12 protein-coding genes are annotated in these 13,084 nt (G+C 67.2%); 5 read left to right on the plus strand and 7 right to left on the minus strand.

Annotation, left to right across the window (positions count from 1 at the left end; translation table 11 throughout):
- Positions 1-223: 223 nt before the first annotated feature.
- Positions 224-1,153, minus strand: a complete 930-nt coding sequence (locus tag QPK29_RS28385; RefSeq protein ID WP_371771839.1) for an alpha/beta fold hydrolase — start codon at positions 1,151-1,153, stop codon at positions 224-226.
- Positions 1,154-1,290: 137 nt separating this feature from the next.
- On the opposite strand from QPK29_RS28385, the gene QPK29_RS28390 reads away from it, so the two are divergent.
- On the plus strand, positions 1,291-2,124 hold the full coding sequence (locus QPK29_RS28390; RefSeq protein WP_371771838.1) for a helix-turn-helix domain-containing protein: 834 nt from the start codon (positions 1,291-1,293) through the stop codon (positions 2,122-2,124).
- On the opposite strand, the gene QPK29_RS28395 is transcribed toward QPK29_RS28390, so the two are convergent.
- On the minus strand, positions 2,121-2,927 hold the full coding sequence (locus tag QPK29_RS28395; RefSeq protein WP_160406473.1) for a class I SAM-dependent methyltransferase: 807 nt from the start codon (positions 2,925-2,927) through the stop codon (positions 2,121-2,123). The two genes, QPK29_RS28390 and QPK29_RS28395, sit on opposite strands and share 4 nt — an antisense overlap.
- Positions 2,928-2,969: 42 nt before the next feature.
- Positions 2,970-4,496: a carboxylesterase/lipase family protein gene (locus QPK29_RS28400; RefSeq protein ID WP_371771837.1), complete on the minus strand. Its 1,527-nt coding sequence runs from the start codon at positions 4,494-4,496 to the stop codon at positions 2,970-2,972.
- Positions 4,497-4,694: 198 nt separating this feature from the next.
- Here QPK29_RS28400 and QPK29_RS28405 point away from each other — a divergent pair, with 198 nt between their 5' ends.
- Positions 4,695-5,687 (plus strand): alpha/beta fold hydrolase, encoded by a 993-nt coding sequence (locus QPK29_RS28405; protein WP_056129304.1) that lies wholly within the window; start codon positions 4,695-4,697, stop codon positions 5,685-5,687.
- Positions 5,688-5,714: 27 nt separating this feature from the next.
- Entirely contained in the window at positions 5,715-6,131 is a 417-nt protein-coding gene (locus tag QPK29_RS28410; protein WP_371771836.1) for an organic hydroperoxide resistance protein, read from the plus strand.
- 213 nt (positions 6,132-6,344) lie between these two features.
- Here the strand turns inward: QPK29_RS28410 and QPK29_RS28415 are convergent, their stop codons facing one another.
- Positions 6,345-9,611, minus strand: a complete 3,267-nt coding sequence (locus QPK29_RS28415; protein WP_371771835.1) for a DEAD/DEAH box helicase — start codon at positions 9,609-9,611, stop codon at positions 6,345-6,347.
- Positions 9,612-9,691: 80 nt separating this feature from the next.
- A complete protein-coding gene (locus tag QPK29_RS28420) occupies positions 9,692-10,207 on the minus strand; it encodes a YgjV family protein (RefSeq protein ID WP_371771834.1) in 516 nt (171 codons plus the stop codon).
- A 94-nt stretch (positions 10,208-10,301) separates the two neighbouring features.
- On the opposite strand from QPK29_RS28420, the gene QPK29_RS28425 reads away from it, so the two are divergent.
- A complete protein-coding gene (locus QPK29_RS28425) occupies positions 10,302-10,676 on the plus strand; it encodes a COG4315 family predicted lipoprotein (RefSeq protein WP_371771833.1) in 375 nt (124 codons plus the stop codon).
- 16 nt (positions 10,677-10,692) lie between these two features.
- Here QPK29_RS28425 and QPK29_RS28430 read toward each other — a convergent pair whose 3' ends face one another.
- Together QPK29_RS28430 and QPK29_RS28435 are read right to left on the minus strand one after the other, a co-directional pair.
- Positions 10,693-11,334, minus strand: a complete 642-nt coding sequence (locus QPK29_RS28430) for a hypothetical protein (protein ID WP_371771832.1) — start codon at positions 11,332-11,334, stop codon at positions 10,693-10,695.
- 7 nt (positions 11,335-11,341) lie between these two features.
- A complete protein-coding gene (locus tag QPK29_RS28435) occupies positions 11,342-12,487 on the minus strand; it encodes a branched-chain amino acid ABC transporter substrate-binding protein (RefSeq protein ID WP_371771831.1) in 1,146 nt (381 codons plus the stop codon).
- A 152-nt stretch (positions 12,488-12,639) separates the two neighbouring features.
- Here QPK29_RS28435 and QPK29_RS28440 point away from each other — a divergent pair, with 152 nt between their 5' ends.
- Positions 12,640-13,083 (plus strand): nuclear transport factor 2 family protein, encoded by a 444-nt coding sequence (locus tag QPK29_RS28440; RefSeq protein WP_371771830.1) that lies wholly within the window; start codon positions 12,640-12,642, stop codon positions 13,081-13,083.
- Position 13,084 lies beyond the last annotated feature (1 nt).

Raw genomic sequence — 13,084 nt, forward strand, 5'->3', positions numbered from 1 at the left:
AGCAATTCCTGTGCCAAGCACTTATCTACTTGAAAGAAAATGAATTTTTTAAAGCCGCATTGATATACATCCTATAACTGTTAAATACTCCGACATTTAAATCGGGTAAATCGGCGATCAAATATAAAACATATGTATTCGTTATACCCGATACGGCTTCATATTATGTGTATCCTTTTATTTAGCCCCGGAAAATATCGATTATCTCGATCAACTCTTGTATTCAAGCGGTACGCCACAATTGCAATACCTCTTCTGCAATTACATCAGGAAATTCCTCCTGAAAAAATAATTTTCCTTTTGGAACTCGGCATATTCCCTGCGAGCGCGGGAATATACGGCCAAGATAAGCAGCATCCGCCATCGGAAAGATCACGTCGCTGGCGCCCCATACCATCCGCACCGGCACCGTGCTGCGTTTGAGCGCCGCCTCGATGCCCGCCAGCGGATTCGGCGCGAGCGCGTTGTGGAATGCGTGGTACTGCCTGCGCCGCAACGGCGTGCTCACCATCGGTGCCACGTAGTAGTCGATGATGTCGTCCGTGAGCAGCGCCGGATCGTGGTACGCGGCCGCGCCGAACGTCGCGCGCGCCAGGTTCCCGTCGGCCAGCCACCGCGCGGTGTCGTCGGCCAGCGTGCCCGCACGGGCCATGTCGAGCACCGGCTGGATCAGCGGCGGCGGGCTGTTGGGCTCCGTGTCGCAGTTGGTGAGCACCAGCGTGCGCACCCGTGCCGGAAAGCGGACCAGGAACAGCTGCGCGACCGCGCCGCCGCTGTCGGAAGCGACGATGTCGGCCTGGCCGACGCCCAGCGCGTCCAGCAGCGCCGCCAGCATCGCCACCTGGGCGGCGGGCGCCACCGACTGGTTTTCGGGGACCTGCGAGTAGCCGAGGCCCATGAAATCGGGGGCGATGCAGCGCCGGTACGGGGCGAGGCGGTCGAGCGCTCCGCGCCACTGGAAGCCGTTGAGCGGCGCCCCGTGCAGGAACAGCGCCGCCGCGCCCGTGCCGCGCTCGACGTATGCGATGCGGCCGCACGGCAGGTCCACGTGGCGCCGCGCGTGGCGATAGCGTTCCACCTCCGTCTGCGCGGCCTGCGCACGGCCGGCCACGACGGCTGCCGCGATCACATACAAGAAATCCCTGCGTTTCATGCTCGACTCTCCTTCGATGCGTTGGACATGGAAGGATGCTAGCGGCGCGCGCCGGTCCCCGCGCGCACCGGCGGCCGGCGGCGGACACAAACGGATGATTTCCTTGTACATTGGCGGAACGCGTACCGGAGGATACGATGACCGACCGACCCTCTTGCTATCCCAGTCCAGCGACGGCCCCGCTGCCGCTCCTCGACGTGCTGACGTCGCCGGTGCCGTCGGGCCGGTTCGATTCGCCCGTGGACGAACGTCATGTGCTGTGCCTTCACCTGGGCGGGCCGGTACCGGTGTCGTACCGGGCCGGCAAGGCCGAGCGGCAGGGCGTACGCTTGCACGGCCAGTTCTGCGTCGTGCCGGGCGGCTCCAGCACCCGCTGGACCCTGTCCCGGCCGGCCACCTCGCTGCTGCTCCGGCTCGCGCCGGCGCACCTGCGCGCGACGGCCGACGACATGGGACGCGGCGCGCGCGCCTTCGACCTCGCGCCGGCGATCCACGTCCGCGATCCGCAGATCGAGCGCATCGGCTGGATGATGCAGGCCGAAGACCACGACGCCCACCCGGGCGGCCGCCTGTTCGCCGACAGTCTCGCATCGGCGCTCGCCGTGCGCCTCGTCGCGCTGCAGTCGCCTTCGAGGATCGCGCCGGCGCGGGCGCTGCCCGCCTGGCGCCTGCGCCACGTCATCGACTATATCGACGCCCACCTGGACCAGGACCTGACGCTCGCCGAACTGGCCGCCGTCGCGGGGTTCAGTCCTTCGCATTTCAAGGCCTTGTTCCGGCAGGCGACCGGTACGCCGGTCCACCGGTTCGTGCTCGAACGGCGCGTGGAACGGGCACGGCTGCATCTGCTCGAGGGGCGGCTCAGCGTCACGGAAGTCGCGCTGGAAACCGGCTTCGCGCATCCGAGCCACATGGCGCGCTGGATGCGCCGGCTGCTGGGACTCAGCCCTTCGCAGGTTCGTGCAAGCTAGGGGCGCGCGACAGCAATCACGTGCGCCTGGATCTTTCCATCCACCGGTCCTGGCCCGAACCGCTGCGCGATGGCCGCCGCCGCGTGCGCGGTCGCTTCCGCCAGACTGGAGGCCGCGATCTCGTTGCGCAGCGGCGTGCCCTGGCAATAGGCGATGGCCGGTATGTCCGGTGCGGCAGCCCGGCTGCGCGCGGCCAGCGTCGAACACACGGGCGGCGTCGTGAAGCCGGCTCGCGCCAGGTCGTCCGCGATGATGGCCAGGTCGTGGTAGCCATGCGGCGTGCGCGCGAGGAATCCGGGCGGGTCGAGAGGAAACGCCTGTGCCAGCGCGTCCGTGACGACGTGCGCGAAGTCGTTGTCTTCGATGCGGTCCCAGACGTTGAAGATGAATTGCCCGCCGGGACGCAGCACGCGTCGCGCCTCGGCATAGGCGGCCGCCTTATCGGGGAAGAACATGGCGCCGAACTGGCACACGACGGCGTCGAACGCGGCGTCGGGAAACGGCAGGCGCATGGCGTCCGCCTGCTGCCACTGGACGGGCCGCGCCGTGCCGGTGGCGACGGCCTGGTCGAGCATCGCCTGGTTGAGGTCGGTCGCGACGATCGTACTGGCCGCCGGCAGGCACGCCGCCAGCGCTCGCGTGACGACGCCCGTGCCGGCCGCGACCTCCAGCACGTGCGCCGGCCGCTCATGTGCGACCCGCGCCGCCAGGTCGTCCGCATAGGGCTGGAAGATGAGCGGCACGAGCAACCGGTCATAGAGCTGCGGAATGGAACCGCCAAACTTCGTATCGGCAAGCGTCATGGGACCTCCCCGGCATCGAAGCGGACAGCTTACGCCGTTTCGCTAGCGTTTGGGCGGCTGTCCGAACATCGAAAAATCCGGCAGCCTGCCGCGCGCCTGCAGGTCGGCCGCGTCGCCGATGCGCAGAATGGTCGCCGGCCGGCCGTCGAACGCGGCCCAGGCGGGCAAGCCCTTGCCGTTCGGCGTGCCCGTGCGCGCGAAGTTCGCCCACGTGTCGGCCAGGCGCGCGGCCAGCTGGCGGTCGTACGCGGACCACGGCCGCGGATCCTGGCCGAGATGATCGAACACATACTGGATCTCCGCGCCATGCCCCGCTCCGCAGCCATAGCCGCACGGCGTCAGGGGTTCGGCCGGCCGGTGCGTGAAATAGTAGAGGTAGGGCCTGGCCTTGCCGTACTGCGCCTGCAGCCCCGCCCAGTACCACGTACGCCAGCCCCACCAGTCGGTCGTGAGCCTGTCGATGGACGCCCTGGCTTCGGCATCCGTCGCACCGGGATACGCGGCCAGCACGGCGGCGGACGGCGCATGGCCCAGCAGCTTCGCCACGAGCGCCTTGTGGCTGGCGGCCGTGAACTTGTCGGTGCCGAGGATTTCCGGCGCGAGGTCCTTGCCCTCTTCCGCATTCCAGCCCGCGAGCAGCGGCACGTCGTTCTGGCGATGGTTGCGGTACGTCGTCGTCAGGTCTTCGCGCAGCAGATGGCCGTCGACGATGGGATGCGGCGCCCACGCCGGTTTCTGCAGCGCGGCGACGGGCAGCGCGCGCAGGTCCGCCAGGCGCTTCGCGCCGACCGCCCTGGTGAACGCCACGCCCGCCTGTTCCGCGGCCGTGCGGTCGAACAAGGCGTTCTCGCTGGCGTCGATCGGCATCGCGAAGTTGCCGCTCTGCGAGATCGCGCGCTGGAACAGGCCCTTGGCCAGCGGTGACGCGACGAGCACCGCGACCGATTCGCCGCCCGCCGATTCGCCCATGATTGTGACGCGCGCCGGATCGCCGCCGAAGGCCGCGATATTCTGCCGCACCCAGCGCAGCGCCGCGACCTGGTCTTCCATGCCCTGGTTGCCCGACGCCTTGTCCGGCGACTCCGCCGTCAGCTCGGGATGGGCGAAGAAGCCGAAGATGCCGAGGCGGTAGTTGATGGTGACGACGACGACACCGCGCCGCGCCAGGTTGCCGCCGTCATAACCAGGCTGGGCGCCCGTACCGCCGTAATAGCCGCCGCCGTGGACCCAGACGATGACGGGAAGCTTCTGCGCCTGCGCGGGCGCCCACACGTTCAGGTACAGGCAGTCTTCGCTTTTCGGATCCGGGATCCACGCCGCCGTCTGCGCGCAGGCCGGCGCGTAGGCCTGCGCGGTCTTCACGCCCTGCCACGGCACCACCGGCTGCGGCGCCCGCCAGCGCAGTTGGCCGACGGGCGGCGCCGCGAACGGCACGCCCTTGAACGCGTTCACGCCGTCGGCCGCCGTGCCGACGATCCGCCCTCCCGTGACCTGCACCGGGTCCGTCACCTGGGCCGCCTGGGCCATTCCAGCCAGCAGGCATCCGGCGACAACAGCCGCACCTTTCATGTCGTCTCCTCATATTTGTCGAAAAGACATTTTAGCGGGGCCAGTTTCTGGCAGGCCAACGTGTCAAAAATAATTATCGAAATAATGGTTTTCGCGCTTGCAAAGCTTCAAAAGCTCGGATACAGTTATCGACATAATGATTATCACGATAATCAATTTACGGCAGCAGACCATCTGACCAATTACCGGAGAATCGACATGAACCAATCCATCGCCCGCACGCTGCGCAACGTCTTCGGCGCAGCCGCCCTCGCCGTCGCGGCCATCGGCTCGGCCCACGCACAAACGTCCGACGCCTTCTCGTCCGTCAAGCAGATCAAGGCGGGCGTGCTGAACGTCGGCTACGTCGACGCGGGTCCCGCCAATGGTCCCGTCGTGATCCTGCTGCACGGCTGGCCGTACGACATCCACAGCTATGTCGACGTCGTGCCGCTGCTGACGAAGGCCGGCTACCGCGTGATCGTGCCCCATCTGCGCGGCTACGGCACGACCCGCTTCCTGGATCCGAAGGCCGTGCGGAACGGCGAACCGGCCGCGCTGGCGCAGGACGTCGTCGACCTGATGGATGCGCTGAAGATCGACAAGGCTATCCTGGCCGGCTACGACTGGGGTGCGCGCAGCGCCGACATCGTGGCCGCGCTGTGGCCCGAGCGTGTCAAAGGACTGGTGTCCGTGAGCGGCTACCTGATCGGCAGCCAGGAAAGCGGCAAGCAGCCGCTGCCGCCGGCCGCCGAGCTGCAATGGTGGTACCAGTTCTACTTCGCCACCGACCGCGGCGCCGCCGGCTATGCGAAGAACCATCACGATTTCGCCAAGCTGATCTGGAAGACCGCGTCGCCGCAATGGCAGTTCGACGACCGCACGTTCGACCGCAGCGCGGCGTCGCTGGAGAACCCGGACCATGCCGCCATCACGATCTTCAACTACCGCTGGCGCCTCGGCCTCGTCCAGGGCGAAGCGAAATACGACAAACTGGAACAGCGCCTGGCGACCTTCCCGGCCATCACCGTGCCGACGATCACCCTGGAAGGCGACGCCAACGGCGCCCCGCACCCGGAACCGGCCGCGTACGCCAAGCGCTTCACCGGCAAGTACAAGCATGAACTCATCAAAGGGGGCATCGGCCACAACCTGCCGCAGGAAGCACCGCGCGCGTTCGCCGATGCCGTCATCGCCGTCGACCACCTGTAATCACTTTATTCAACGAAAGGACATACCATGAGCAAGATCGACAAGGTTCTCTACACCGGCAAGACCCGCACCACCGGCGGCCGCGAAGGCAGTGCAAAAAGCGACGATGGCCGCCTCGACATCACGCTGTCGCCGCCGGGCAGCCACGGCAAGGGCACGAACCCGGAACAGTTGTTTGCCGCAGGCTGGTCGGCCTGCTTCATCGGCGCGCTGGGCCACGCCGCGCGCGACCGGCACGTGACCCTGCCGGCAGACACGGCAGTCGATGCGGAAGTCGACCTCGGCACCGGCGCCGGCGGCTATTCGCTGCAGGCACGGCTGACCGTGAGCCTGCCCGGCGTGCCGCGCGATGTCGCGCTGGACCTGGTCCATGCCGCGCACCAGACGTGCCCGTATTCGAAAATGTCGCGTGGGAATATCGACGTGAACATCACCGTGGCGTAAGCCTGAGAATGACAACGCCACCGGTTGGTGGCGTTGTCATCAGTGGAAGAACAGGTACAGGATGACCAGCACGATGGCCGGTACGCCCATGATCCAGGCCAGGAAATATTTGCCCATGATCGTACTCCTTTCGTTTGCGATTGATCACGGGTTCAGGATGCCGCAGGCGGACGCGGGCGTCCGTACGGTAATGCACGAAGCGCGCGTTCCGGCCTAGGGTTGCGCGAACAGCACCTGCAGATCGTCCTGGCCGATGGCCGCCGCGAGCCCGCCTTCGGCATCGAGCACGGCATTGGCCAGTTCGCCCTTGCGGCGCTGCATGTCCTGGATTTTTTCTTCGAGCGTGCCCTGCGCGATCAGCTTGTAGACGAACACGGGCTGATCCTGGCCAATGCGCCAGGCGCGATCGGTCGCCTGGTTCTCGCTGGCTGGATTCCACCATGGATCGTAATGAATGACCGTGTCGGCCGCGGTGAGATTCAGGCCGACACCGCCCGCCTTCAGGCTGACCAGGAACACGCTCACGTCCCCCCGCTGGAAGGCGCCGACAGGGGCGTCGCGATCGGCCGTGTCGCCCGTCAGTTGGACGAATGCGATACCGCGCGCGTCCAGTGCGGCGCCGATCAGTGCCAGCATGCTCGTGAACTGGGAAAACACGAGGACGCTGCGTCCCTCGCTCAGCAACGTGTCGAGCAGTTCCAGCAGCGTGTCCAGCTTGGCCGACCCCACCCTGGCGGCCGCGTCCAGCAGGCGCGGATCGCAGCAGACCTGGCGCAATTTCAACAAGGCATCGAGAATGATGATCTGGCTGCGCGCGAGGCCCTTGGCATCGATGGCGTCGCGCACCTTCCTGTCCATCGCCACGCGCACGGTCTCGTACAGGTCGCGCTGGGCGCCGTCGAGCTCGATGGGCAGCACGATCTCCGTCTTGGGCGGCAATTCGGTGGCGACCTTGTCCTTGGTCCGGCGCAGCATGAATGGTTTCACGCGGCGTGCCAGCAGGTTCTTGCGCTGGACGTCTCCACGCTGCTCGATCGGTTTACGGAACACGGTATTGAACTGTTTGTCGTCACCCAGCAGGCCCGGCATCAGGAAATGGAACTGCGACCACAATTCACCGAGGTGGTTCTGCACCGGCGTACCGGTCAGGCACAGGCGGTGACGGGCATCGAGCAGGCGCACGGTCTGCGCCGCCTTCGAGCGGCTATTCTTGATGTACTGGGCTTCGTCGAGGATGAGGAGGTGATAGCGGTGCCTGCGCAGCGCCGGCTCGTCGCGCCCCAGCAGGGCATACGTCGTGAGCACGAGGTCGGCGTCGCCGACCAGGTCGAACGATGCCTTCCTGTCCTTGCCATGCAGGAGCAGCACGCGCAGGCCGGGCGCGAAGCGCGCCGCTTCGGCCTGCCAGTTGCCCATCAGGCTCGTCGGCGCCACGACGAGCGCCGGCGCATCGAGGCGCCCCGCCTCCTTTTCGGCGAGGATGTGGGCGAGCGTCTGGATGGTCTTGCCGAGTCCCATGTCGTCGGCCAGGATGCCGCCGAAACCGTATTCGCGCAGGAACTGCATCCAGTCCAGGCCCGCACGCTGGTAAGGGCGCAACTGCGCCGTCAGGCCGGCCGGCACGTCCACGGGCCGGATGCCGTCGAAATCGTGCAGCTTGCGGCCCAGTTCACGCAAGCGATCGCCGCCCAGCCAGCGCAGGCGCGCGGCCCGCTCCAGTTCCGCCAGGCGTGCCGCATCCAGCGCCGGCAGCTGGATCTTCGCGCCGATGCGGTCGCCGAAATACAGCTCGCCCAGCGTGGCCAGGATGGGTTTCACACGGCCCCACGGCAGGGCCACGCGCGTGCCGTCGGACAACGTCAGCGGCAAATCGTCGGTATCGGCACGGGCGGCCAGGGCGTCGATACCGAATTCGAGCGGCGTCTTGCGGATCATGTCCACCAGCAGCGGCAGCAGCGGATGGCGCGCGCCGCCGACGATGATGCCCAGTTCCAGGTCGAACCAGCCGTTGCCGTCGCCCTCGCGTTCATCGAGATCGGCATACCACTCGTCCACGTGCGCGAAGTCGTAGCGGAAATCCGGGTCGATCTCGATCGACCATCCCGCTTCGCGCAGGCGCGGCAGGCCGTCGCGCACGAAGGCCAGCCAGGCCGTCTCGTCTGGAAGGGACAAGGCATCCGGCCAGTACTCGCGCATGGGCGAGTTCGCCGGCGCCGGCATGAAACCGAGCGCGGCCAGCATGTTGCCGGCCGCCGCTTCGGCCTTCCGGTCGCGCACGATCACGTCGACACCGTCCTCGCGCGCAATGCGCAGCACGGGCTCGGCGACGCCGTCCGTCGACATGCCGTCATAATCGAACGACAAGAACGCGAGGTCGCAGACCACCCAGTCGCGCCGCCCCGGAACGTCCTGGCTGTCGAGCACGAGACGCGGCACGGGCACGACGTCGTGCCGCTCGCGCACTGCCATCGTCGCGGGAACGGGCACGAATTCGTCCAGCCCCAGTTCGAGCAGGCGGCCCGCGACCCCGCCGCGCTGTTCCGCGATCAGCACCGGCGCCTGTTCCACGATGTCCATCAGGGCCGCCGACGGGACGCCGGCGAGCGCCTCCGGCACCGCCAGTTCGCCCACGACGAGATCGTCCATGTAGTACATGGGATCGGTCGGCAGGATCTGCACGCCCTTCTCGCCTCCGCTCATCTGCCAGCCCAGCAAGACGGCCTCGGGGTTGGCGGGATGCGCATGCCATGCAGTGCCGATGGCGCGCCGCGGCCCCGGCGTCATCCGCAGCAATTCTCCGCGCGTGGCCTTGTGCTGGGTAGCCGCGCGCCACAGCCGGCCGGCGGCGGCGAGTTCGCCCAGCAGCCGTCCGCCGACCACCCCCGTCGGCCTGGGCGCGCCCTGGCCCATGCGCAGCGCGGCCAGCAGGAGCAGCGGCTCCTCGTCCTCGGGCCGGACGAACGGCGGCCGATGCGTCAGCAGGTGCAACGGGTCGTTCACGATGGTGGCCGAGCCGAAGCGGCCGGCCTCGTCCAGGTGCACGATGTACGGGTGCAGGCTCAGCGCCTTGTCATGGCGATCGGGCACGAGCACGTACTCGATCCTGAAGGCCTGCACCGACGGATCGTGCGCGCCGTGCACGTGGTTCTTTACCCTGGCCAGCAGCGCCAGCCAGCGCTCGGCCGCGAGCGGCACGTCGGGCGCGGCGCGGTCCAGCAGCGTCAGCAACACGGCCACGACATGCTTGCAGTTGTAGCTCATCGGGCAATCGCAGTCACCCTTGAACTGGACGCCGCGCTTGCCGGTCGTCACGCGGATGGCCTGCCCGTAGAATTTGCCGCCGCTGCCTTCGACTTCCCCATGGATCGTCGCGCCATCGACGTCGATCGCGACGACGCGGTCTTCGCTGCAATAGGCTTCGCCCCGGGCAAAGGTGCGGGGATCGAACTGGTGTTTGACGTCGTCGCGTGTGAATTCCATGTGCGGGTGAACGATGGTTGGATCGAGGCGACATTATCCGCGATCGCCGCGCCACGCTCCACGGGCGACGTTGACGGACCTCAGGCCGGCTGCGCCACCCGCGCCGCGCGCGTCATGCGCCAGATCGTCGTGCCGTTCACGACCGCCATCACGATCTCGAGCGCCGTGCCGCCGATCGAGCCGGCGATGATGTTGTTCGCGATCCATAGAAAGGTCCCGCACAGCATCGCGAGGCGCATCGGCACGCCGCGCAGGAGAAACAGCGCGAGCGTGCCGATGCAGGACGCGCCCAGGGGCAGCCAGTCCGTCATGCGCGTGGCGAGCGTCAGGCCCAGGGCGAGGTTCATCGCGACGACGCCGACCGCCACCCACACCGAACGCGTGTACAGCGCCAGCACGGAGCGCAGCAGCGACATGGTCGTGCTGGCGACGGGCGTCGGGTTGCCGAGCAGGGCGAAGTGGACGATGTAGGCCAGGCATTCGCCGGCCATGAACAGCTTGAAGCGGCGGTCGTCCTTTTGCAGCGCGCAGGCGACGCCGAGGACGAACGCGATGTAGCCGACGCATTGCGCCGGCGCGAACCAGTCGAGGGACATGGAAAACTCTTCGGGAAGGAGCGGCATTATAGCCCGCATCCTGGACTAGAATGTCCGGGCAGTCCTGACAACCGATGTCTTCCAAGGAGCTACCATGAAAGCACTGAAATTCGGTATCGCCTGTCTGTCCGCCCTCTTCGCCCTCTCTGCCCATCCCGCCGACCAGGCGCCGGTCAAGAAAGTGAACGGCGTCCTCGTCGACGCTCACGGCATGACGGTCTACACGTTCGACAAGGACGTCGCCGGCAGCGGCAAGAGCGCCTGCAACGGCCCATGCGCGGAGAACTGGCCGCCGGTGAAGGCCGGCGACGCGGCCGTGTCCGCGCCGTATTCCACCGTCACGCGCGACGACGGCAGCAAGCAGCTCGCCTACCAGGGCAAGCCGCTGTACACGTTCGTGAAGGACAAGAAGGCGGGCGACCGCGCAGGCGACAAGAAGATGAACGTCTGGCACGCCGTGACGGACTGACGGCCGCGCCGCGGCATCAGGCGGCGGGGTCGTGATTGTCGCGATGGCCCAGCGCCAGTCCGGCGCCCAGGCCGCCGCCGCCGTCCATGCCGCCACCTCCACCACCGCCACCACCGCGACCTCCGCCCTCCCCTTTGCCGCGGCTGCCCGCACCCTGCGTGCGCGTGGGCCCCTGCAGCGGGATCGCGACGCCGTCCGGGACCGGCCCCAGGTCGAGCGCTTCGCGGATGAAGGCGCGCAGCGAGATCACCAGGTCGGCCGTGTGGATCGGCCGTCCCGCCGCGAGGTCGCTCGCGGCCTGGCCCGCGAGGCGGCAATGTTCTTCCGTGCCGAGCAGCAAGATGTCAGCCAGTGCCGCCTCGACGGCGTCGCGGATGCGGCGCGCGCGGTCCGAACCGGCGTCGTGACCGGCGGCGCGCAGGTCGCGCAGATGCTTCGGATCGACCGTCAGCTCGCCCGTGAACGAGCCGCCCAGCGTGCGGTACGCGGCGATCAGGGTGCGCAAGCGCTCGTTGATCTGGCGGTTCATGCGCTCGCGCCGCTGCTGGATCGTCTGCATCATGAGCACGCGGATGCCGACGCCGATCAAGGTGAAGACGGCGAGACCGAGGAAGGTCGTCGCCAGCGCCTGCCACGAACTGAAGTCCAGGTAGCGCATCGTTCGCTCAGTTTACGCTGTCGCGCACGACCCGCAGCTTCGTCAGCTGGCCGCGGCGGTAGGTATATAGCGTAAGAGCCGCATCGCGCAGGTCGCCGTTCGCATCGAAGGCGATGGTGCCGGTGATGCCCTGGTACTTGATCTTTGCGAGGGCGGGCAGGAACTTCGCCGGGTCGGACGATCCGGCCGCGCGCATGGCGGCGGCGAAGGTCATCGTCGCGTCGTACGCGTACGGCGCATACGTCTGGAAGCCCATGCCGTAGCGCTTCTTGTAGCGGTCCGCAAAGGCCGCCATGCCCGCCTCCAGCGGCGCATCGACGCCGCCCGCCACCACGCACACCACCTTGTCGTCGCCGAGCGCGCTGCCGGCCAGCTGCGGCAGCTTTTCCGAGCATACGCCGTCGCCCGACACGAACTTCGCGGTCATGCCCAGCGCCTGCATCTGCTTGAGCATCGGGCCGGCTGTCGCGTCCATGCCGCCGTAGAAGATCACGTCCGGCCGGCGCGCGCGGATCTGCGTGAGGATCGCATTGAAATCCGTCGCGCGGTCGTTGGTGAACTGGCGGCTGACGATCTCCGCGCCTTTCAAACGCTTGACGTCTTTCGTGAACTGGTCGGCGAGGCCCTGGCCGAACGCGGTGCGGTCGTCGATGATGGCGATCTTCTTCGCCTTCAGCGTGTTGATGGCGTAGCTGGCCAGCACGCGGCCCACGAGGTCGTCGTTGGCGACGATGCGGAATGCCGTTTTATAGCCCTGGTGCGTGTACAGCGGCGTGGTGGCGGCCGGGGAGATTTGCGGAATGCCGGCGCTGTCGTAGATCTTCGAGGCCGGCACCGTCGTGCCGGAATTCAGGTGGCCGACGACCGCCACGACGCCGCCGTCGACGAGCTTCTGCGCGACGGCCGTGCCGAACTTCGGATCGCTGCCGTCGTCTTCCGCCTGCAGCACCCATTTGACCTTCTTGCCGGCTATCGCCACGCCCTGCGCGTTCAGATCGTCGATCGCGAGGCGCGCGCCGTTCTCGATGTCCTTGCCCTGGTGCGCGCTGGGACCGGACAGCGGCGAGGCGCTGCCGATCTTCACTTGCGATTGGGCGTGGGCGGCCGGCACACAGGCCAGCGACAACAGGGTGGCGAAGCAGATCAGACGCATGGGCTATTCCTTCAGGGTGATGTCCCGATTGTAATGCCCAGCGACCCCGTTTACGACAACCAAAAGTCACACACTATTCTTGACTTCCCGCGCCGTGCGTCTAGGCTGCATGAAGCGGCCCCGCCGCACCACAATCACAAGGAGAAAGAGACATGGACGCACAAGACAACAAACGGCTCGTCCTGGAAGGCTACCGGCTGTTCCAGAGCGGCGACATTCCCGGCATGCTGGCCTATGCACACGACGACGCCGAGTGGATCGGCCCCGACGCCGACGCCGTGCCCTTCGCCGGCAGCTTCCACGGCAAGGCGGAAGTCGGGCGTTTCTTTTCCGAACTGATCACGGCCATGCAGCCCACGCGCTTCGTCATCAAGGAGGTCATCGCGGAGAACGACAAGGTCGTCGTCCTCGGCGAGGCCATGTGGATGGTCCGGTCCACCGGGCGCAGCTACGACAGCCAGTGGGTCCACGTGTTCACCATGCGTGACGACAAGTTCATCCGCGTCGACTCGCTGTACGACACGGCGTCGGCCGAGCGCGCGTTCCGCCCCGACCGGCCGGACCTGACGGCCGCGGCGAGCGCGCTGCGGCACTGAA

Origin of the sequence: Massilia orientalis (assembly GCF_030411975.2) — a bacterium.
GTDB lineage: Bacteria > Pseudomonadota > Gammaproteobacteria > Burkholderiales > Burkholderiaceae_D > Telluria > Telluria orientalis.